19 protein-coding genes and 1 pseudogene are annotated in these 21018 nt (G+C 44.8%); 19 read left to right on the top strand and 1 reads right to left on the bottom strand.

Annotated features, from left to right (window positions below; genetic code table 11):
• Positions 1–28: 28 nt before the first annotated feature.
• The 19 genes and pseudogenes from STRDD11_RS06800 (at position 29) to STRDD11_RS06725 (ending at position 20133) form a co-directional block, all read left to right on the top strand.
• Entirely contained in the window at positions 29–517 is a 489-nt protein-coding gene (locus tag STRDD11_RS06800) for a prolyl-tRNA synthetase associated domain-containing protein (RefSeq protein WP_128836660.1), read from the top strand.
• Positions 518–779: 262 nt separating this feature from the next.
• Positions 780–1121: a preprotein translocase subunit YajC gene (gene yajC / locus STRDD11_RS06795; protein ID WP_128836658.1), complete on the top strand. Its 342-nt coding sequence runs from the start codon at positions 780–782 to the stop codon at positions 1119–1121.
• Between the two features lie 169 nt (positions 1122–1290).
• Complete coding sequence (locus STRDD11_RS06790) at positions 1291–2040, top strand: isoprenyl transferase (protein WP_128836655.1); 750 nt, start codon at positions 1291–1293, stop codon at positions 2038–2040.
• Between the two features lie 10 nt (positions 2041–2050).
• Positions 2051–2854 (top strand): phosphatidate cytidylyltransferase, encoded by an 804-nt coding sequence (locus tag STRDD11_RS06785; protein ID WP_128836652.1) that lies wholly within the window; start codon positions 2051–2053, stop codon positions 2852–2854.
• A 222-nt stretch (positions 2855–3076) separates the two neighbouring features.
• The gene (gene rseP, locus STRDD11_RS06780; protein WP_128836649.1) at positions 3077–4333 is read left to right on the top strand and encodes an RIP metalloprotease RseP; all 1257 of its coding nucleotides are present in this window, start codon (positions 3077–3079) and stop codon (positions 4331–4333) included.
• 60 nt (positions 4334–4393) lie between these two features.
• On the top strand, positions 4394–6244 hold the full coding sequence (locus STRDD11_RS06775; protein WP_128836647.1) for a proline--tRNA ligase: 1851 nt from the start codon (positions 4394–4396) through the stop codon (positions 6242–6244).
• Between the two features lie 96 nt (positions 6245–6340).
• Entirely contained in the window at positions 6341–6721 is a 381-nt protein-coding gene (locus tag STRDD11_RS06770; protein WP_128836645.1) for a PH domain-containing protein, read from the top strand.
• Positions 6722–6817: 96 nt separating this feature from the next.
• Positions 6818–11212 carry a PolC-type DNA polymerase III gene (locus tag STRDD11_RS06765; RefSeq protein WP_128836642.1) on the top strand — a complete coding sequence of 1465 codons (4395 nt, stop codon included), beginning with the start codon at positions 6818–6820 and terminating at the stop codon, positions 11210–11212.
• 115 nt (positions 11213–11327) lie between these two features.
• Positions 11328–12239, top strand: a complete 912-nt coding sequence (locus STRDD11_RS14305) for a Cdc6/Cdc18 family protein (RefSeq protein ID WP_241209349.1) — start codon at positions 11328–11330, stop codon at positions 12237–12239.
• An 11-nt stretch (positions 12240–12250) separates the two neighbouring features.
• Complete coding sequence (locus STRDD11_RS14300; RefSeq protein WP_241209348.1) at positions 12251–13195, top strand: AAA family ATPase; 945 nt, start codon at positions 12251–12253, stop codon at positions 13193–13195.
• A gap of 37 nt (positions 13196–13232) precedes the next feature.
• Positions 13233–14179: pseudogene (locus tag STRDD11_RS06755) on the top strand (WYL domain-containing protein).
• 86 nt (positions 14180–14265) lie between these two features.
• The gene (locus tag STRDD11_RS14895; protein ID WP_260468024.1) at positions 14266–14388 is read left to right on the top strand and encodes a hypothetical protein; all 123 of its coding nucleotides are present in this window, start codon (positions 14266–14268) and stop codon (positions 14386–14388) included.
• A gap of 40 nt (positions 14389–14428) precedes the next feature.
• Entirely contained in the window at positions 14429–15775 is a 1347-nt protein-coding gene (locus STRDD11_RS06750) for a DUF262 domain-containing protein (protein WP_128836639.1), read from the top strand.
• Positions 15769–17631: a DUF262 domain-containing protein gene (locus STRDD11_RS06745; protein ID WP_128836637.1), complete on the top strand. Its 1863-nt coding sequence runs from the start codon at positions 15769–15771 to the stop codon at positions 17629–17631. The genes STRDD11_RS06750 and STRDD11_RS06745 overlap by 7 nt, the downstream gene beginning before the upstream one ends.
• A gap of 100 nt (positions 17632–17731) precedes the next feature.
• Positions 17732–17995 (top strand): type II toxin-antitoxin system RelB/DinJ family antitoxin, encoded by a 264-nt coding sequence (locus tag STRDD11_RS06740; RefSeq protein WP_002908676.1) that lies wholly within the window; start codon positions 17732–17734, stop codon positions 17993–17995.
• A complete protein-coding gene (locus STRDD11_RS06735) occupies positions 17988–18266 on the top strand; it encodes a type II toxin-antitoxin system RelE/ParE family toxin (protein ID WP_128836635.1) in 279 nt (92 codons plus the stop codon). The genes STRDD11_RS06740 and STRDD11_RS06735 overlap by 8 nt, the downstream gene beginning before the upstream one ends.
• Positions 18267–18353: 87 nt before the next feature.
• The gene (locus STRDD11_RS13670) at positions 18354–18506 is read left to right on the top strand and encodes a hypothetical protein (RefSeq protein WP_002911653.1); all 153 of its coding nucleotides are present in this window, start codon (positions 18354–18356) and stop codon (positions 18504–18506) included.
• A 21-nt stretch (positions 18507–18527) separates the two neighbouring features.
• Complete coding sequence (locus STRDD11_RS06730) at positions 18528–19769, top strand: aminopeptidase (RefSeq protein WP_128836633.1); 1242 nt, start codon at positions 18528–18530, stop codon at positions 19767–19769.
• Between the two features lie 133 nt (positions 19770–19902).
• On the top strand, positions 19903–20133 hold the full coding sequence (locus STRDD11_RS06725; protein WP_128836630.1) for a GlsB/YeaQ/YmgE family stress response membrane protein: 231 nt from the start codon (positions 19903–19905) through the stop codon (positions 20131–20133).
• Positions 20134–20219: 86 nt separating this feature from the next.
• Here the strand turns inward: STRDD11_RS06725 and def are convergent, their stop codons facing one another.
• Positions 20220–20852 carry a peptide deformylase gene (def, locus tag STRDD11_RS06720; protein WP_128836628.1) on the bottom strand — a complete coding sequence of 211 codons (633 nt, stop codon included), beginning with the start codon at positions 20850–20852 and terminating at the stop codon, positions 20220–20222.
• Positions 20853–21018: the final 166 nt, after the last annotated feature.

Below are 21018 nucleotides of genomic sequence, written 5' to 3'. Positions count from 1 at the left end.
AGAAGCAGAAATTCCAAGGAGGTTCCCCATGACCAATGAAGACATGATTTACCAGCTGTTGGATGAGCTGGGGATTGCCTATGACTGTTTGGAGCATGAGCCCATTTTTTCTGTCATTGAAGCAGCCGAAAAGGGCATCGTTCTGCCGGGCCAGCAGGTGAAAAACCTCTTTTTGAAAAACAAAAAAGGCAGGCAGTTCTACTTGGTCATTTTGCGGGACGAAAAGACTGCGGATATCAGGCGGCTGGCAGAAGTGCTGGGCGAAAAGCGGCTTTCTTTTGCCAACAGCAGCGATTTGGAACGGCTGCTGCAGGTTCAGCCCGGCGCCGTAACGCCTTTTGGCCTGCTCTTTGATCGGGAACACAGGGTTCAGCTCATTGTGGATGAGGATGTGGATGCCAGCCAGACTGTCGGCTTTCACCCCTTTGTCAACCACCGGACCCTCAATATCGCCTATACTGATTTTCTGCGTTTTTTGGAAAAGGCAGAGCATCCAGCCAGACGTATTCGCTGCTAGCCGGGTTCATTTTCTGTTTCCTTTATTTTAAATGCCCTTCCTTTTCTCAAATGACGGCGGACTGCCGGAGCCAGCGAAGGCTGCTCGTGCTGGCCGAAGAGCATTAGTCCGCATGGTCTGCCCATTCTGTCTGCTCTGGTGTGAACGCTCATCGTTTGATATCAGACCTGAGAATGACTTTGTCTAAAATCACAAAATCGCCTTGTAAAAGTACCTGAAATCTGCTATAGTAGTTCATATATGAAATATAAAGGAGTAGAGCATGAATCTTCAATTAATTTTAATGTTTGTTGCCATGATTGGACTGATGTTCTTCATGCAGCGTTCGCAGAAGAAACAGGCTGAAAAGCGGATGGAAAGCCTAAATAAACTGCAAAAAGGCTATGAGGTCATCACGATTGGCGGTCTCTACGGGACTGTTGATGAAGTGGATACGGATAAGAAAATCGTCGTACTGGATGTAGACGGAGTTTACCTGACCTTTGAGCTGACAGCTATTAAGACGGTTTTGCCGCTTTCTGAAGGGATTCCGGCAGCCGCAGGAGTTGACGGCGAAGTAAATGTGGATGCACCAGAGCAGGAATCTGCGATTGAAGAAGAGTAATAGCATGGAGAGAGGACAGCAGCTGCAGGCTGTTCTTTTTTTGTCGGCTGGAAAGTTGACGCTTTGTCGCTTTTTTTGCACTTCTGCCTGCAGAACATAGAGTCAAATGCCCACATTCCAAGGATTTATGTTATAATGAAATGATAAAACTTCAAATAGGATAAAAAGTATGTTTAGTTTTAAGAAAAAAGAAAAGCTGAACGCACCGCTGAATGTTCCCAAGCATATTGCCATTATTATGGATGGGAACGGTCGTTGGGCAAAGAAAAGAATGCAGCCGCGAGTGTTTGGGCATAAGGCTGGGATGGAGACCCTGCAGAATGTCACAATTGCAGCCAAGGAGATGGGGGTGCAGGTCCTGACAGTTTATGCCTTTTCAACGGAAAACTGGTCGCGGCCGGAAAAGGAGGTTTCCTTTATCATGAACCTCCCGGTGGAATTCTATGACCGCTATGTTCCGGAACTGCACAAGAATAAGGTCAAGATTCAAATGATAGGGGACACCGAAAAGCTGCCCAAAGCGACCTTTGAAGCTTTGGAAAAGGCTGAAAGCCTGACCCGTCTGAATACCGGTCTCATTCTTAACTTTGCTTTGAACTACGGCGGCCGCGATGAGATTAATCAGGCTGTGAAGCTGATTGCTCAGGATATTTTGGATGCCAAGTTCAGTCCCAGTGACATCACAGAAGACATGATTGGCAATTATCTCTATACCAGCAGCCTGCCGCGTCTGCTGCGGGACCCTGATCTGGTCATTCGGACCAGCGGAGAGCTGCGCCTCAGCAATTTCCTGCCTTGGCAGACAGCTTACAGCGAGCTTTACTTCACGGATGTTCTCTGGCCGGATTTTGATGAGAAGGCCTTGAAAGAAGCTGTGGCGGAATACAGCCGCCGCAACAGACGTTTTGGCGGTGTATAAGGGAGAAAGTATGAGTAAGGATTTACAAAAACGTGTTATTTTTGGCTTCATCGCCTTGGCTATCTTTATACCTCTGGTATTGATGGGCGGAGTGGCTTTTCAGATTCTGGTCGGTCTGTTGGCGATGCTGGCAGTCCATGAACTGCTGCGGATGAAGAGACTGCCTTCGACTTCGATTGAGGGAGTGCTGGCCATGCTGGCAGCCTTTGTCCTGACCCTGCCTTTGGAAAACTACCTGAAAGTTCTGCCGGTGGACGGCAATGTGGTGGCCTATGGCCTGGTTGTCTTTCTGCTGCTGGGCTGTACCGTTCTCAGTACAAGCTACAGTTTTGAGGATGCAGCCTATCCTATCGCATCCAGCTTCTATGTCGGTCTGGGCTTCAATGCCTTGATCGATGCCCGCCTCATGAATGTGGACAAGGTCCTGCTGGCCCTCTTTATCGTCTGGGCAACAGACAGCGGTGCTTATCTGGTCGGTACGCGCTACGGCAGGAGAAAACTCCTGCCCCATGTCTCCCCGAACAAAACCATCGAAGGCAGTCTGGGCGGAATTCTTGCGGCCGTGCTGGTAGCCGCAATCTTTATGTTCGTCCGGCCGCAGGTGGCGACGCCTTATAATTTCTTTGTTATGCTGGTGCTGACAGTGGTCTTCAGTATTGCCGGTCAGTTTGGTGACTTGGTTGAGAGTGCTCTCAAGCGCCATTTCGGCGTCAAAGATTCTGGGAAGTTTATTCCGGGCCACGGTGGTGTTTTGGACCGCTTTGACAGTCTGATTTTTGTCTTCCCGCTCATGCATTTTTTTGGCTTGTTCTAAGGCAGCAGTGCATGGTTGAAAGCCAAATTGACAAGTTTTCTAATCGGAAGGAATCTGATAATAGACCAGAATGAAATGCTTCATTTTTTAGATGAGTTCCTGTTCTATTACCAAAAGTATCAGCTGAGGGGTGGAAGCTGGGTTCATCATGTGGCCGCTTTCTGCTCCTTCTTTGATTGTAAAGAAAAACAAGATTTCTAGGAAAGGTATAAATAGAAGTCCATGCAATTTGTTACATTTATTATTATTTTTGGCGTCATTGTAGTGGTCCATGAGTTTGGGCACTTCTACTTTGCTAAAAAATCAGGTATTTTGGTCCGGGAATTTGCCATTGGTATGGGACCGAAAATCTTCTCCCATATCGGAAAAGACGGGACGGCCTATACGATTCGCATCCTGCCTTTGGGTGGCTATGTCCGCATGGCCGGCTGGGGAGAAGATTCGACTGATATTAAGATTGGCACTCCGGCCAGCCTGACTCTGGATGAGGAAGGCAAGGTGGTGCGCATCAATCTGTCCGGCAAAAAGGTAGACCAGACAGCCCTGCCCATGAGTGTGACAGCTTTTGACTTTGAAGAGAAGCTGGAAATCACCGGGCTGGTCCTGGAAGAATTGGCGACTTATCCGGTGGACCACGATGCAACCATCGTAGAGGAGGATGGGACGGAAGTTCGGATTGCACCTCTGGATGTGCAGTATCAGAATGCTTCGATTTGGGGCCGTCTCATCACCAACTTTGCCGGCCCTATGAACAATTTTATCCTCAGCGTCTTTGTTTTTATGCTTTTGGCCTTTGTCCAAGGCGGTGTGCAGGATGTCAACAGCAACCACTTTCGGGTACTGGACGGCGGAGCGGTTGCAGCAGCGGGAATTAAGAGCGATGATCAGATTGTCAAGGTCAACGGCTATGAGATTGCAAACTGGAGCGATCTGACGGAGGCGATTGCAAAATCAACTGCCGATGCCAAGGAAGCACCGCAGCTGCAGGTGACCTACAAGAGCGGCGGCAAGACTCAGGAAGCGACCGTAGAGCCCAAGAAGGAGGGCGACCGCTATCTAATCGGCGTTTCGCCGGCTATGAAAACCGGTTTCTGGGATAAGGTCTTGGGGGCCTTTACTGCCACCTGGACGACAACTGTCCGGATCCTGACCGCTTTAAAAGACATCATTTTTAATTTTAATATCAATAATCTGGGCGGCCCCGTGGCCATTTATAATTTCAGCAGTCAGGCAGCCCAGCAGGGCCTGCCGGCGGTGCTCAATCTTCTGGCTATGCTGTCGCTCAATATTGGTATTTTCAACCTGATTCCCATTCCGGCTTTGGACGGCGGGAAAATCGTCCTCAACATTCTGGAGGTCATTCGCAGGAAGCCTCTAAAACGGGAAACGGAAACCTATGTCACTCTGGCCGGAGTTGCTGTCATGGTCCTGCTCATGATTGTGGTGACCTGGAACGATATTATGAAATTATTCTTCTAAGAGCTATCTTGGAAAGAGAAAAAAGAAACCATTCTATGAAGATGAAGGAGTTTTGTTTTTATGAAACAAAGTAAAATGCTAATCCCGACCTTGCGCGAGATGCCCAGCGATGCTCAGGTTATCAGTCACGCCCTTATGCTGCGGGCGGGCTATGTCCGTCAGGTTTCGGCCGGTGTTTACTCTTACCTGCCCTTGGCCAATCGCGTGCTGGAAAAAGCCAAAGGGATTATGAGGCAGGAATTTGAGAAAATCGGTGCAGTTGAAATGCTGGCGCCTGCCCTGCTCAGTGCTGATCTCTGGCGGGAGTCCGGCCGTTATGAGACCTACGGAGAGGATCTCTACAAGCTGAAAAACCGGGAGAAATCGGACTTTATTTTGGGGCCGACCCACGAAGAAACGTTTACAGCGATTGTGCGGGATTCGGTCAAGTCCTATAAGCAGCTGCCGCTCAATCTGTATCAAATCCAGTCCAAATACCGCGATGAAAAGCGTCCCCGCAACGGCCTGCTCCGTACGCGGGAGTTCATCATGAAGGACGGCTACAGCTTTCATGCCAGCTACGACAGTCTGGATGTGGCCTATGATGAGTATAAGTCTGCTTATGAGAAGATCTTTACCCGCAGCGAGCTTGATTTCAAGGCTATCATCGGTGACGGCGGTGCCATGGGCGGCAAGGACAGCCAGGAGTTTATGGCCATCACGCCAGACCGGACGGATATCAGCCGCTGGGTGGTTCTGGACAAATCAGTGGCCAGCTTTGAGGAGATTCCTCAGGATGTCCAAGAAGCTATCCGGGCTGAACTGACCAGCTGGATGGTCTCCGGCGAGGATACGATTGCCTACTCCAGCGAGTCCAGCTATGCAGCCAATCTGGAAATGGCTGCCAATGAATACAAGCCGAGCGGCCGCGTGGTGACAGAAGAAGAAGTGGTGCGCGTGGAAACGCCTGACTGCAAGACGATTGATGATGTGGCGGCCTTTCTAGGTGTGGATGAAAGTCAGACTATCAAAACGCTGGTCTATCTGGCTGACGAGGAACCGGTTATTGCCCTTCTGGTGGGCAATGACCAGCTCAATGAGGTCAAGCTGAAAAATCATTTGGCTGCTGCTTTCTTTGAAGCAGCCAGCGAAGACCAGGTCCGCCAGCTTTTCGGTGCCGGCTTCGGCTCACTGGGGCCGGTCAGCCTGCCGGAGGGCACTCGGATTATTGCCGACCGTAAGGTGCAGGACAGCGCCAATGCTGTGGTTGGAGCCAATGAGGATGGCTATCACCTGACCGGTGTCAATCCGGGCCGCGATTTTACTGCGGAGTTTGTGGACATCCGCGAAGTCCGTGAGGGGGAAGTTTCACCGGACGGACAGGGCATCCTCCAATTTGCCCGCGGGATTGAAATCGGCCATATTTTCAAGCTGGGGACCCGCTATTCTGACAGTATGAATGCCAATGTCTTGGATGAAAACGGCCGGGCTGTGCCTCTGATTATGGGCTGCTACGGTATCGGTGTCAGCCGCCTGCTCTCTGCTGTCATGGAGCAGCATGCCCGCCTCTTTGTCAATAAGACACCTAAAGGTGATTTTCGCTATGCCTGGGGCATTAATTTCCCTAAAGAGCTGGCTCCCTTTGATGTCCATCTGATTCCGGTCAATGTCAAGGATGAGGAAAGTCTGGCTCTGACCGGCCGGATTGAGGAGAGTCTGCTGAAATCCGGCTATGAAGTGCTGGTCGATGACCGCAATGAGCGCGCCGGTGTCAAGTTCAGCGACAGCGACCTGATTGGCCTGCCGATTCGGGTGACTGTCGGCAAAAAAGCCGCCGAAGGCATCGTCGAGGTCAAGATTAAAGCCACCGGTGACACCATTGAAGTTCATGCGGACAATCTGCTGGAAACCCTGTCTATTTTGACTAAATAGAAATTACTGCAAAACTGTCAGCTGGTCTGGCAGTTTTTCTTTGCCAAATAGTGCTGAAAATGCTATAGTAGGAAAAAATGAATGAGAGGATACAAAATGGGATTATTTAGCGGATTGCTGGGCAATGCCTCGCAGAAAGATATCGACAAGGTGGAAAGGCAGCTGGAGGACATTCTGACCTCATCCGAAAATGTAGAGCTGGCTTTCAGCCTGATTCGGGATTTGATTGTCTTTACAGATTCCCGTTTGATCCTGGTGGACAAGCAGGGAATGACCGGCAAAAAGACGGCCTATAAATCCTATCCCTATCGCTCCATTTCCCGTTTCTCAGTCGAAACGGCGGGGCATTTCGACCTAGACGCCGAGCTGAAAATCTGGGTCTCCAGCGCAGAAGAACCCGCAGAAACCCTGCAGTTCCGCAGCGACAAGAGCGTCATCGCCATCCAGAAGGCCCTGGCAGAGGCGGTGCTGAAATAAAAGAAGAGGCAGACGAGGCATTCGTTCTGCTCTTTTTCTATCGAAAAAAGCCGCAATTTATGATAAAATAGGGTCACTACTGTACGAGGAAATGTGATGTCAAACAAGTTTGAAATTTTAATGAGTCAGCTCGGTATGCCGCTGGAAATGAGGAATTCAGAGGCCTTTTTGCATGGGGAAATTGAGAAAGTCCTGGTGCATAAGCTCAGCAAGGTCTGGGAGTTTCATTTTTCATTTTCGGAGATTCTTTCCGCTGAGCTTTTTCGGGAGCTGAAAAGCCGTTTGGCTGAGGAGTTTTCTAAGACCGGCAATCAGGCTGTTTTTGAGATTCATGTGGAAGACCCGCAGGTGACGGACGAGCTGCTGCAGGCCTACTACCAACTGGCCTTTGAGGACGGCCCCTGTGCCAGCCATGGCTTTAGGAGCCTGTATCAGGATTTGAAAGTTCATTTGGATGGAGATAGGCTGCTCATTGAAGGGGCTTCGACCATTGATACGGAGCATTTCCGCAAGAATCACCTGCCCAATCTCAGCCGCCAGCTGACCAAGTTTGGCTTTCCCAAACTGACCTGTCAGGTCCAGCACAATGACGAGCTGACCCAGCAGCAGGCTCAGAATTTTCAGGCTCATAAGGATAGGGTCGAGCAGGAAGCCAATGATGAAGCCCTGAGGGCCATGGAGTCGCTGGCGCAGATGGCGCCGCCCCCCAGCGAAGAAAAGCCTTCCTACAGTGATTTTCAGGCTCGCAAGGCTGCAGCCAAGCCCAAGCTGGATAAGGCTGAGATTACGCCTATGATCGAGGTGCAGACCGAGGAAAACCGTCTGGTCTTTGAGGGCATGGTCTTTGATCTGGAGCAGAAGGTCACTCGGACCGGCCGGGTCTTGCTCAACTTCAAGATGACCGACTACACTTCCAGCTTTGCTCTGCAGAAATGGCTGAAAAACGAAGAAGAAGCCAAGAAGTTTGACATGATTAAGAAAGGTGCCTGGCTGCGCGTGCGGGGCAATGTGGAGATGAACAACTTCACCCGCGACCTGACCATGAATGTCCAGGATGTGCAGGCCGTTACCCACTATGAGCGTAAGGACCTGATGCCGGAGGGTCAGAAGCGGGTCGAATTTCACGCCCATACCAATATGTCCACCATGGATGCCCTGCCCGAAGTGGAGGAGATCGTAGCGACAGCGGCTAAGTGGGGCCACAAGGCTGTCGCCATTACCGACCACGGCAATGTGCAGAGCTTCCCCCACGGCTACAAGGCAGCCAAGAAGGCTGGCATCCAGCTGATTTACGGCATGGAGGCCAATATCGTGGAAGACAAGGTACCTATTGTCTATCATGAGGAGGACCAGGACTTCAAAGAGGCGACTTATGTCGTCTTTGACGTGGAAACGACCGGCCTTTCAGCGGTTTATAATGACCTGATTCAGGTGGCCGCTTCTAAGATGCACAAGGGCAATGTGATTGCCGAGTTTGACGAATTTATCAACCCCGGCCATCCCCTGTCAGCCTTTACGACGGATTTGACCGGCATTACCGACGAGCATGTCCGCAATGCCAAGCCGCTGGAGCAGGTCCTGCAGGAGTTTCAGGATTTCTGCCAGGACAGTATCCTTGTGGCCCACAATGCTACTTTTGACGTCGGTTTTATGAATGTCAATTATGAGCGCCACGGCCTGCCCCGCATCAGCCAGCCAGTCATCGATACGCTGGAATTTGCCCGCAATCTCTATCCAGAGTACAAGCGTCATGGTTTGGGGCCTTTGACCAAGCGTTTCCAGATTGCTCTGGAGCACCACCACATGGCCAATTACGATGCCGAAGCAACCGGCCGTCTGCTCTTTATCTTTATCAAGGATGTGGCTGAAAAGCATGGTGTGACCAATCTCAAGGATTTGAATACGGATCTGGTCGATGAGAATTCTTACAAGAAAGCTCGGGTCAAACATGCGACCATTTATGTGAAAAATCAGACGGGGCTCAAGAATATTTTCAAGTTAGTCAGTCTGTCCAATACCAAGTATTTCGAAGGTGTCCCGCGGATACCGCGGACCGTACTGGATGCCCATCGTGAGGGCTTGATACTGGGCTCCGCCTGCTCAGAGGGCGAAGTCTTTGATGCTGTGGTCTCTCAGGGAGTGGATGCGGCGGTCGAAACAGCCAAGTATTATGACTTTATCGAGGTCATGCCGCCGGCCATTTATGCTCCGCTCATTGCCAAGGAGCAGATCAAGGATCAGGAAGAGCTGCAGACCATTATTCGAAACTTGATTGAGGTCGGAGACCGCTTGGGCAAGCCGGTCCTTGCGACGGGCAATGTCCACTATCTGGAGCCCGAAGACGAGATTTACCGCGAGATTATCGTCCGCAGTCTGGGGCAGGGAGCTATCATCAACCGGACCATTGGCCACGGGGAAAATGCTCAGCCCGCGCCGCTGCCCAAGGCTCATTTTCGGACCACCAATGAAATGCTGGACGAGTTTGCCTTTCTGGGAGAGGACTTGGCCAAGAAACTGGTCATCACCAATCCCAATCAGCTGGCCGAGACCTTTGAGCCGGTCGAGGTGGTCAAGGGCGATCTCTACACGCCTTTCATTGACAAGGCAGAGGAGACGGTTGCTGAGCTGACTTATGAGAAGGCCTTTGAGATTTACGGCAATCCACTGCCCGATATTGTGGACCTGCGGATTGAAAAAGAGCTGACCTCCATCTTGGGGAATGGCTTTGCCGTGATTTATCTGGCTTCGCAGATGCTGGTGCACCGCTCTAATGAGCGGGGCTATCTGGTTGGCTCGCGGGGGTCTGTCGGCTCCAGCTTTGTCGCGACCATGATCGGGATTACCGAGGTCAATCCTCTGTCGCCCCACTATGTCTGTGGCAAGTGCCAATACAGCGAATTTATCACTGACGGCTCCTATGGTTCCGGTTTTGATATGCCGGATAAGGACTGTCCAGAGTGCGGCCACAAGCTCAGCAAGAACGGTCAGGATATTCCCTTTGAGACTTTCCTTGGGTTTGACGGGGACAAGGTACCCGATATTGACCTCAACTTCTCTGGAGAGGATCAGCCCAGCGCCCACTTGGACGTGCGGGACATCTTTGGAGCTGACTATGCCTTTCGGGCCGGTACCGTTGGTACGGTGGCAGCCAAGACAGCCTTCGGCTTTGTCAAGGGCTATGAGCGCGACTACGGCAAGTTCTACCGGGACGCCGAGGTGGAGCGCCTGGCTCTGGGAGCGGCTGGAGTCAAGCGGACGACCGGTCAGCACCCGGGCGGTATCGTTGTTATCCCTAACTACATGGATGTTTATGATTTTACGCCGGTCCAGTATCCGGCTGATGATGTGACAGCCGAGTGGCAGACCACTCACTTTAACTTCCATGATATTGATGAAAATGTCCTCAAGCTGGATGTGCTGGGACATGATGATCCGACCATGATTCGCAAACTCCAGGACTTGTCTGGCATTGATCCTAATGACATTCCCATGGATGATGCGGGCGTCATGGCTCTCTTTTCAGGGACGGAAGTGCTGGGTGTGACCCAGGAGCAAATCGGCACGCCGACTGGTATGCTGGGAATTCCGGAGTTTGGAACCAACTTTGTACGGGGTATGGTCGATGAGACCCATCCGACGACCTTTGCGGAATTGCTGCAGCTGTCTGGTCTGTCCCACGGGACCGATGTCTGGCTGGGCAATGCTCAGGACCTGATCAAGCAGGGCATAGCCGATCTGTCCACTGTTATCGGCTGTCGGGACGACATCATGGTTTACCTCATGCACAAGGGCTTAGAGCCTAAGATGGCCTTTACCATCATGGAGCGGGTGCGGAAGGGCCTCTGGCTCAAGATTTCTGATGATGAGCGCAATGGCTATATTGCGGCTATGAAGGAAAATAATGTGCCCGAATGGTACATCGAGTCCTGCGGCAAGATCAAGTACATGTTCCCCAAGGCCCATGCGGCGGCCTACGTGATGATGGCCCTGAGGGTAGCTTATTTCAAGGTGCATCACCCCATTTATTACTACTGTGCCTACTTCTCGATTCGGGCCAAGGCTTTTGACATCAAAACCATGAGCGGCGGTCTCGATGCGGTTAAGCGCAGGCTGGCAGAAATTGCTGAAAAGCGCAAGAACAACGAAGCTTCCAATGTAGAAATTGACCTTTATACGACCATGGAAATCGTCAATGAAATGCTGGAGCGGGGCTTCAAGTTCGGCAAGCTGGACCTCTATAAGAGCCATGCGACTGAGTTTCTCATCGAGGGGGACACCCTGATCCCGCCTTTCTCTGCCATGGACGGTCTGGGGGACAACGTTGCCCGCCAAGTGGTCAGAGCACGGGAAGAAGGAGAATTCCTCTCCAAGACAGAGCTTCGCAAACGTGGCGGCCTCTCCACCACCTTGGTCGAAAAAATGGACGACATGGGCATCTTGGGCAATATGCCTGAGGATAACCAGCTGAGTTTGTTTGATGAGTTTTTCTAAAATAATTCAACAAAGTTTAAAGATGGACGAACTTTGTCCATCTTTTTTGCTATATTTATTTTAGCAAATAGTAGATGGGAGAAGAAATGTTTTTTATCAAATAGAATTTAGGAAAATGAATAAAAATATTAAAGAAGCAGATGAGGATTTTATCAAGGAGAATCAATGCTTTTATTATTTCAAAAACCAAACATGTCTTTACGTTGTTGGAGTAACAGAACATACCAAAGAGGATTTGTTTGATACGCTAAAAACTTTGGGGTTTAATGATGAAGAACGCACTGATTTTAAAGTTAAATCTATCAGTAAAAGTGAATATTTAAAGGAGGTGGGGAACAAGCATTCAGCTCAAATAGGTCAGCTTTTTCTTTATTCAGATGAAAGAGAGTTTTCAAATTCTGGTGGCTTTGCTATCACTGATTTAGAATGCGGCGACTTAAATATTATAGGTTTAAATGAATTTCAAGAGTATGTTTTAAAATTAAAAATGTTTTTAAATAATCAAAAGGAAAGAAGGCGGAAGAAAGAAAAGGTCCTTGTTGAAAATCAGTTTTTAATTTTCAAAGGTTCTTTAGGAACTGGTAAAAAATTTGCTATCAAATATTTGATGAGGTTGTTAAATGTCAAGTGTAAGACTATTTTGAAAGATGGGTTTTCAGTTAATTTTGATTCAGAACAGCGTTTAGTGATAATAAAGGACTATTCAACTATGCATCCTAGAAAAAGAGAGGAATTAAAAAATAATATTTTAGAAACAAGGGGAGGAAGAGTATATATTTTTTTGGCAGAGTCAGATAGTATAGCTTATGAAATATCTAGAGAATTTCTTCCCATATTTCATGTCGTTTATGAATTAAATTTTCCTCCCTACTCATATAACGAACTTGTTAATATTATAAAATTTCGCTTAGGGGCTTATGGCTTTCATTTAGAAGAAGATCTAATAAAACTACTTTCAAATCATAATTGTCTTACAAATAGTTACGATAGTTGTTATTTGCTCAAAAGATTATTGAATATAATGTAATAGAAAGTAATTTGAGTAATGGAAAACAAAGTTTTTCTTTGCCGTTGGATCTGTTTTGTATGAAAGGTTGCAACAATCCATTAGCCACAAATTCTGATGCATTAAAGGAGCTAGACTGTTTGGTTGGCTTATCTACTGTTAAAAATCTGATTTATAAAATTTTAGCTTATTTTTCTATATCTCAAAGAAGGCTTGAAATAAATTCTTCACTCGTTCGGCAGTCTATGCACTTTATGTTTTCTGGAGCATCTGGCACTGGAAAAACAATCGTTGCTAGATTGTTGACAAAAATTTTTTATGAACATGGTATTATTAAATCAAACGTTTTGATTGAAGTAGGTCGCTCAGATTTAATTGGTGAATATGTTGGCCAAACAGATCCAAAGGTTAAAAGATTATTTGATAATGCAAAAGGCGGTATTTTGTTTATTGATGAGGCCTATAGTCTAATTCCACAAGGTGAGCGTGATTTTGCTAATGAAGCTATTCCTACAATTATTCAGGAAATGGAAAATAATAGAAATGATGTCATTGTGATTTTCGCTGGTTATACAGAAATGATGGAGGAATTTTTAAACATCAATCCAGGTTTAGCTTCTAGAATTAGTAGAAAAATTCATTTTGAAAATTACAACAAGTATGAACTGTATGACATACTGACTCTAATGGCTGATCAACAAGGTTATATAGTGGATAAGAAATGCAAAACTATCCTCCTGACTCATTTTGAAAAATGTCTTTGCTCAGAAAGTTTTGGTAATGCTCGTTATATCAGAAAACTATTTGAGTTAGTTTTATATATTCAGGCGGAGCGACTGATGAAAAAAGAGAGAGTATCAGATCTAATTGATGCAGAGTTGAGCTATTTGTCTTACATAGATTTTGAAAAAGCAATACACGATTTAGAGAAAAAAGAAAATAACTCAAAAATAATAGGATTCAGGGCAGATATATAGAATGTTCATGTTATAATATAGGGAAAGGGGAGGTTTTATGAACGATCAAGAACGTATTTTATCCATTTTGTTACGTTTGCAATCAGGAGCTCATCTATCAAAAAATCAATTAAGTGATGAGTTTGAGGTTAGTGCAAAAACGATTCAGAGAGATTTCTCATTATTAGGTGATTTTTTAATGACTCAGCCCATGATAGCAGCTGAGTTGGCATACGATTCAAAATATCATACAAGATATTTAAAAGGAAAATTACTTTTTAATAAAAAAGATATTTTAATAATTTCTAAGCTTTTATTAGAAAATAGAGCTTTAAAAAAGTAGAAAATGAGGACTTGTTAAAAAGCTTGTTGGGGCTTGTTTCAAAAGAGGAACAAAAAGAAATAGAAATGATTATCAACAGCGAAAGACTGAACTATGCCCCGATTACAGACGAGCAAAATCGTATTCAAAAGATTTGGGAATGGTCAGAGATGATTCGCAAGGAGAAGGTGCTAGAAATTGTCTACAAGAGTCCATATCAAGATAAAAAAGAGCATTTAATTTTTCCAGTTTCTCTGTATTATGATATTCATTATTTTTATATTGTTGCTTACAATCTTAAGAATGAGCATTACATGACCTTGCGTTTGGACAGAATTCAGACTTGGAAGTCCTCAAAGGAATCTAAACCTCGCATTTCTTATGGCAAAAAATTCAGGGATGGTGATATTCGTAATCAGCGGGTAGACGCTTTTTTAGGAAGAAAGATCACAGTTGAATTGGAATTCCGTTATGATCCAACTATTGTTTTAGACCAATTTCCTAATGCCCAGCGCTTATCAGCTGACGAAGGATGGACACGTTTTAAGTTTGAGAGTCAATATACACCTGGTCTTAAACGTTGGCTACTCAGTCAAGGAGAAGCAGTGAGAATTTTGTCGCCACAGTCTTTAGTTGATGATATTCGGAAGACGATGAAAGAAATTTTAGGCTACTATCAATAAATATTTTCGATATTTGAACTTAAGTGGACATAAAATGTCCATCTAAAGGTGTAGAATTTATATATTAAGAAATAAAGGAGGCAAACATGATTGAATGGATTGTAGTTGATAGGTTTGGCAATCAAATCGCAGGACCATTTATTGATAAAATAACAGCAGAAAACGTTGCAAAAGCAATTCCTAATGCTACTATTATTCCAAAGCATTAATGGCCCAAAGATTCTATGCTGATAAGATTTTTAGGAGATAATGATGAATGCCAATGAAAAAGAAATAGGATTTGAAAGTAAAAAAATATCAGAAATATTGAAATGGGATAGGCTAACAATACCAAGTTATCAAAGACCTTATAAATGGAACAGAAAGCATGTCAGAAATCTTTTTTATGATTTACGAGATGCTATGGGAAAAAAGGAATATCAAGTTGGCTCTGTTATCTTGCATGAGAATGATGGATGCCTGGATAATGATGGATGCCTAGATATTGTAGATGGCCAGCAACGATTGCTTTCCATTTCGCTATTTCTTTATGCTTTAGGTAGAGATAAAGAATTTAAAGGAGCAAGAAATTTACTTGAAGCTGACTTTGGAGAACTATCTTGCTATAATGCTTACGAAAATTTTAATGAATGGAAGAATTTAATCCAACTTGTAGGCGAGAAAGAAGCTGAACAGGTGTGTAGTTTTCTACTTGAAAATTGTTCTGTCTCGGTGATTACTATGCCACAGGAACGATTATCAGAGGCCTTTCAGCTGTTTGATTCACAAAATAATCGTGGAAAATCTCTAGAACCTCACGATTTACTCAAAGCTTATCATCTTCGTAAGCAAGATTCAGAAGATGAAAAGATTGTTGAAAAGTGGGAACAGTTTGTGGAGGATAAAGATTTAAGCCTCAAAGACTTATTTGACAAACATATCTTTCGCATGAGACGTTGGTCTCGGGGAGAGACAGGGCTTACAAACAAGCGTTATGGTTCTTATCTGCGTTTTACAGAGGATTTTATCGATGATTTTAAAGGTGTTGATTTAAATCAGAACTTTCCATACCTGGAATTGTATCGCCACATTGAAAATCTTCCTATGTCAATTACCATGCCTATTATTGATGGAAGTAAATTTTTTGAATATATCGAATCTGCCCATCATACTATTAAAAATTATAAAGTTTTTTTAAATGAAAAGTTAGGGGGTTCTGATGAGCCTGAGAGGGAAGAAGAAAATTTAACTTACCCAGAAGGTATGTTGAAAATTTACAATAGCTCAAGGGGACGCTATCTCAAGTGCCATAATTTGTTTTTTAATGTTTGTTCGCTTTTCGCAGAGAGATTTGGGAAAGAAGAGCTATCAAAGGAAATAGTAGAGACCTTGTTTATTTGGGCTTACTACCCCCGTGTGAAGTCTCGAGCGATATATGATGTAACGGTAGGAAAATATGCTGCTGGTGGAAGGTTTAGACAAAAAGAGGTTCAAAAACTATTCCAACTTTTAGCCCATGCTGTAACTCCAAATGATTTCATGGTTAAGATAGATCGAGAATTATTTGAAAATTATACTGTGGAGCAAATTATAGAGGAGGAAAAAGAGAAATGGTAGAAACACATATAAGCTTATCAGTTAATCGTTTGTTAAATGAAGATAGCTATGCTATTCCTCTTTACCAGAGAAATTTTTCCTGGACTTATGATGAAATTGAGCAATTATTGAACGATGTAGCAGATGCTTTTCAGGAACAAAGAGAAAATTACTATATTGGAACATTAGTCGTTAATGAGGAAAATGGTTTTTTCAAAATCATAGATGGGCAGCAGCGGACAACAGCCCTTAATTTGATTGCCTTAGCTTTGAAACATGAGTTTGGTTTTGATAGATTGAGAGCTGTTAATCTTATTTTCCCAGCTAGGAAGAAGTCAAATGAGAATATTCAAAAGTTATTCACCAAGCAAAAAATTTCTGAGAATGATGAAAATGAGCTGACTAGAGGTTACAGACATGCTTATGACGCATTGAAAAAAGTACTAGAGGAGCGGCAATTTGAATCTAAATCTTTCTTTAATTATCTTTTTGATAAAGTCATTATTTTTCGTAGTATTCTTCCTAATGATTTAGATTTGAATCTCTATTTCGAACGATTCAACTCTCGAGGAGAACAACTAGAGGCTCATGAAATTCTTAAGGCGCAAATGATGGCTAAGTTTGGTGAAGATCAAGAAATGGCACATAAATTTGCAAGAATCTGGGAAGCCTGCGCAGAGTTTGATAGGCCAGTATTAAAAGCTTTTCAAATCCGAAGTAGACCAAACAATCCTGATGAAGAGGGGGAGAAAATTTTTGGGAAAGAATATGCTAATTTCAAATTACAAGAAGTATTTGATGAGATGGGAGTTGACAAGTTAGAGACAAAAAGTCTAATAGAGGTTATTTCTGGGGACAAATCTGAGAGGGGGAGAGCAGAAAGTAAAGAGTCAGATATTTCAAACTATACAACTGTAATTGATTTTCCAACGTTTTTGCTTCAAGTGTTTTTCATTATGGAAGGAAGTAATGAAACTACATTTGATGATAAAAAATTATTGAAAATTTTTGAAATTGAACAACGAGATAGAGAATGGGTCCAACAATTTGGGCAACTACTTCTGACTATGAAGCATATATTTGATACGTTTATCGTAAAAAATGTCCAATTAGAAAATGAAACCGAATGGCAAATCAAACGAGCTCAGTATGAGACATATCAACGAAATGAAAATAGAGGATGGAAATATGTTCGAATTAATTTTCAAAAAAATACTTTTGACAATTTAAACAAAAATATTATCCTCCTCCAATCCATGTTTGCTGTCACCTTCACCGCTAATCGTGATAGTCGTTGGTTATATGAGATCTTACAATTTCTCTACAAGCATATGGAAGAGTTAAATCAAGCAGAATTTGCTGTTCAGTTTAAGGAGTTTCTTGAAAAAATGGCAGTGAGATATGCTGAAGAAAGATTGTTTACTGAGGATGGAAGTATAAAGAAATACGGGGATATTCCTGTTTATGCATTTAACTTTGTAGATTATATTTTATGGAAAAATCGTTCTGATTTAAAAGAAAAATATTCGAGTGTTGAATTTGAAGCTTTCAAATTTGCCTATCGCCGTTCCATAGAGCATTGGTATCCTCAGAATCCAGATGATCAGGATGGATTGAGCAAATTACCTGATGAATTTTTGCATTCCTTTGGCAATCTTTGTGTCGTTACAGATAGCCAGAATTCTAAGTTTGGAAATTTAGTTCCAAGTGCAAAATATAATCAATGGCAAGGTATATTCTATCGTCAAAGTCTAAAATTACAGATGATGGCAGAAATAACAGAACAAAAAGATTATGGCTGGAGAGAGAATCAGATAAAAGAATTGGAAAAAGAGATTTTACCTATGGTTAACCAATTTATAGAAAGTAAAAAGTAAGTTGTCAGATCTAGATAATTTAAGAGGCTAATGTATATCCAATAGATTTACATTGGCTTTCTTTTTTGTTAAAATAGTCTTATAGAAAGAAGGTGAGAGTATGTCAAAGACTAGTATGAGTATCCGCTTGGACAGTGAGGTCAAGGAGCAGGCTCAACAGGTTTTCAACAGCTTGGGCATGGATATGACAACGGCTATCAATATTTTTCTTCGTCAGGCTATTCAATACCAAGGGCTGCCCTTTGATGTTAGACTAGATGAAAATAGGAAGCTAATGGAAGTATTGGCAGATTTAGATCAAAATCGGAATATGAGTCAGTCTTTTGTGAGCGTCTCAGACTTGATGGAGGATTTGCGTGCTTAAGATTCGTTATCATAAGCAGTTTAAAAAAGATTTTAAGTTGGCTGTGAAGCGTGGACTTAAGGCAAACTTGTTAGAAGAAGTATTGGAGTTTTTGATTCAGGAAAAGGAACTTCCTGCCAAATATCGAGATCATCAATTGACAGCATCCAAGCATTTTAAAGGAGTGCGAGAATGCCATATCCAGCCGGATTGGCTCCTGGTTTATAAAGTAGACAAGGAAGAATTGATTTTAAACTTGCTTAGGACAGGCAGTCATAGTGATTTATTTTAATCTATTAAAAGATAATTGAGGATTCTGAAGACGCCAGTACAAGTAAGAGTTCATACCTTAGAATTATGATTTAGAAAGGACTCTCTCATGAAACTTAGAATAAATGCCGAAGATAAGCCTGCGCAAAAGGTGTTTGATTACCAGCTGGATCTTGACCCAGATACGATTTTGAAAATGACCGCTTTGATTTGCGGTACGGTGGCAGCGGTTAGCCTGCTGTCCCTGTTTAAAGAGAATTAACAAAAGAAAAGGAGAAGCAGCATGGTTCTGCCAAATTTTAAAGAAAACTTAGAAAAATACGCTAAACTATTGGTCGCCAATGGTATCAATGTGCAGCCGGGTCACACGGTGGCGCTCAATATTGATGTAGAGCAGCGTGAGCTGGCTCACTTGATTGTCAAGGAAGCCTATGCTCTGGGAGCTCACGAGGTCATCGTCCAGTGGGCGGATGATTTGACTACGCGGGAAAAATTCCTCCATGCGCCAATGGAGCGCTTGGACAATGTTCCAGACTATAAGGTGGCTGAGATGAACTATCTCCTCGAAAAGAAAGCCAGCCGCTTGGGTGTTCGTTCATCTGATCCGGGGGCTTTGAATGGCGTGGATGCCGAGAAATTATCGGCTTCTGCTAAGGCTATGGGGATAGCCATGAAACCGATGCGGATCGCAACCCAATCCAATAAAGTCAGCTGGACAGTTGCAGCAGCAGCGGGTACAGAGTGGGCTAAGAAGGTCTTTCCAAATGCAGCCAGCGATGAGGAAGCGGTAGACTTGCTTTGGGATCAGATTTTCAAAACCTGCCGTGTCTATGAGAATGATCCAGTAGCTGCTTGGCAGGCGCATGAAGAAAAACTCAGCTCAAAAGCTAAGGTTTTAAATGAAGAGCAATTTACGGCTCTGCACTACACAGCTCCGGGAACCGACTTGATATTGGGCTTGCCAAAGAACCACCACTGGGAGTCAGCTGGCAGTCTCAATGCCCAGGGCGAGTATTTCATTGCCAACATGCCGACAGAAGAGGTCTTTACAGCACCGGACTTCCATCGGGCTGAAGGCTATGTGACCAGCACCAAGCCTCTCAGCTACAATGGTAACATTATCGAGGGCATCAAGGTGACCTTTAAGGATGGCCAGATTGTGGACATTACTGCTGAAAAGGGCGACCAAGTGATGAAGGATCTTGTCTTTGAAAATGCGGGTGCGCGTGCTTTAGGTGAAGTGGCCTTGGTGCCCGATCCAAGCCCGATTTCCCAGTCTGGCATTACCTTCTTTAATACCCTTTTCGATGAGAATGCTTCTAACCATCTGGCTATCGGTGCGGCCTATGCGACCAGTGTAGTCGGTGGGGAGAATTTCTCCGAAGAAGAGCTGGAAGCAGCCGGTCTCAACCGCTCAGATGTCCATGTGGACTTCATGATTGGCTCTGCTCAGATGAATGTGGATGGTATCCGCGAGGACGGCAGCCGTGTAGCCATCTTTAAAAATGGAGATTGGGCGATTTAGATAGAAGCGCAGCTCTCTTGAACAAAGTGAACAGATAGGATTTTGAAAGCTGACGGAGGATTATTTGAAAGCCAATCAGGGCTGAGATTTTTTCAGTCTCCTGAGACAAAGACAACAGAAAGAAGGATAGAATATGATTGGTAGTATGTTTGTTGGATTTATCATCGGACTCATTGCCGGGGCTATTACCAGCCGCGGTGAGCGGATGGGCTGTATCGGTAAAATCCTTTTGGGCTGGGTCGGCTCCTTCGTCGGCCAGCTGCTTTTCGGAAATTGGGGCCCCATGCTGGCGGACACAGCCATTGTTCCGTCTGTGCTGGGCGCGGTCATCCTTTTAGCGATTTTTTGGCGGAGAGGGAGCTAGGATTGTTGATGATATAGAAAAAGACTTGGATCAGTTTGAATCCAAGTCTTTCTGTGTTCTGTCAGTGCTTTTCAAAGAGTAGGATCCTACTCAATCACCAGCATGCCTTCTTTCACTGCGAAAGGGTCTTTTTCATCGATGCGGTCGTAGAACATGACGCCGTTGGTGTGGTCGATCTCATGCTGAACGACGATAGAGTTGTAACCCTTGAGTTTGATACGGTGCTTTTGGCCGTCCTTGTCAAAGTAGTCCACGGTCACCCGTGCATGGCGGATGACATAGCCCGGTACCTCGCGGTCGACCGACAGGCAGCCTTCACCGTCGGCCAGAGCAGCATCCTGCACCGAATGGGCGACGATTTTGGGATTGTACATAACGGCCTGCAGGCTGTAGGCTTCCTTGGGCGGATTGCCCTCTTCATCGGGAGCATTTGGCACAAGGACAGCGATGATGCGCTTGGAAATATCCAGCTGGGGTGCAGCCAGCCCGACACCGCCGCGCAGCCCCATTTTTTCAGCTGTGACCGGATCCTGCGAATGCTTAAGAAACTGCAGCATCTTCTCGCCCAGAATGACTTCCTGCTCTGACAGGGGGAAGGTGACTTCCTCTGCCAGAGCCCGCAGGGTCGGATGGCCCTCCCGGATAATATCGCTCATATCAATCAGATGAGCTGCTTTGCTTATTCTATCAATGGCAGTATTTTTTTCAATAACAGACATGATTCTCTCCTTTTTCTCTACAGAACATGATAACACAAAACAAGTCAGAAATAAAGGCAGGGCATGAGAATTTAGCGAAGGCCGTTGCGTCTTTGACTAAAAAAATGTATGATAGAAGTACTGCGATCATTAAAGGAAAAGAATATGAAAAAGTTTATGGAAAAGC

This window comes from Streptococcus sp. DD11 (genome assembly GCF_001578865.1).
Taxonomy (GTDB): Bacteria; Bacillota; Bacilli; order Lactobacillales; family Streptococcaceae; genus Streptococcus; species Streptococcus panodentis.
The sequence above is the reverse complement of the archived record's forward strand: the minus strand, read 5'-3'. Positions and strand labels throughout refer to the sequence as shown.

What these genes read in the sequence shown, in the direction of transcription:
- yajC (WP_128836658.1), top strand. Translation starts at nt 780, where the DNA reads ATGAATCTTCAATTAATTTTAATGTTTGTTGCCATGATTGGACTGATG.
- STRDD11_RS14895 (WP_260468024.1), top strand. Translation starts at nt 14,266, where the DNA reads ATGATTGAATGGATTGTAGTTGATAGGTTTGGCAATCAAATCGCAGGA.
- STRDD11_RS13670 (WP_002911653.1), top strand. Translation starts at nt 18,354, where the DNA reads ATGAAACTTAGAATAAATGCCGAAGATAAGCCTGCGCAAAAGGTGTTT.
- def (WP_128836628.1), bottom strand. Translation starts at nt 20,852, where the DNA reads ATGTCTGTTATTGAAAAAAATACTGCCATTGATAGAATAAGCAAAGCA.
- STRDD11_RS06775 (WP_128836647.1), top strand. Translation starts at nt 4,394, where the DNA reads ATGAAACAAAGTAAAATGCTAATCCCGACCTTGCGCGAGATGCCCAGC.
- STRDD11_RS14305 (WP_241209349.1), top strand. Translation starts at nt 11,328, where the DNA reads ATGAATAAAAATATTAAAGAAGCAGATGAGGATTTTATCAAGGAGAAT.
- STRDD11_RS06745 (WP_128836637.1), top strand. Translation starts at nt 15,769, where the DNA reads ATGGTAGAAACACATATAAGCTTATCAGTTAATCGTTTGTTAAATGAA.
- rseP (WP_128836649.1), top strand. Translation starts at nt 3,077, where the DNA reads ATGCAATTTGTTACATTTATTATTATTTTTGGCGTCATTGTAGTGGTC.
- STRDD11_RS06750 (WP_128836639.1), top strand. Translation starts at nt 14,429, where the DNA reads ATGATGAATGCCAATGAAAAAGAAATAGGATTTGAAAGTAAAAAAATA.
- STRDD11_RS06790 (WP_128836655.1), top strand. Translation starts at nt 1,291, where the DNA reads ATGTTTAGTTTTAAGAAAAAAGAAAAGCTGAACGCACCGCTGAATGTT.
- STRDD11_RS06740 (WP_002908676.1), top strand. Translation starts at nt 17,732, where the DNA reads ATGTCAAAGACTAGTATGAGTATCCGCTTGGACAGTGAGGTCAAGGAG.
- STRDD11_RS06765 (WP_128836642.1), top strand. Translation starts at nt 6,818, where the DNA reads ATGTCAAACAAGTTTGAAATTTTAATGAGTCAGCTCGGTATGCCGCTG.
- STRDD11_RS06785 (WP_128836652.1), top strand. Translation starts at nt 2,051, where the DNA reads ATGAGTAAGGATTTACAAAAACGTGTTATTTTTGGCTTCATCGCCTTG.
- STRDD11_RS06725 (WP_128836630.1), top strand. Translation starts at nt 19,903, where the DNA reads ATGATTGGTAGTATGTTTGTTGGATTTATCATCGGACTCATTGCCGGG.
- STRDD11_RS06730 (WP_128836633.1), top strand. Translation starts at nt 18,528, where the DNA reads ATGGTTCTGCCAAATTTTAAAGAAAACTTAGAAAAATACGCTAAACTA.
- STRDD11_RS06800 (WP_128836660.1), top strand. Translation starts at nt 29, where the DNA reads ATGACCAATGAAGACATGATTTACCAGCTGTTGGATGAGCTGGGGATT.
- STRDD11_RS06770 (WP_128836645.1), top strand. Translation starts at nt 6,341, where the DNA reads ATGGGATTATTTAGCGGATTGCTGGGCAATGCCTCGCAGAAAGATATC.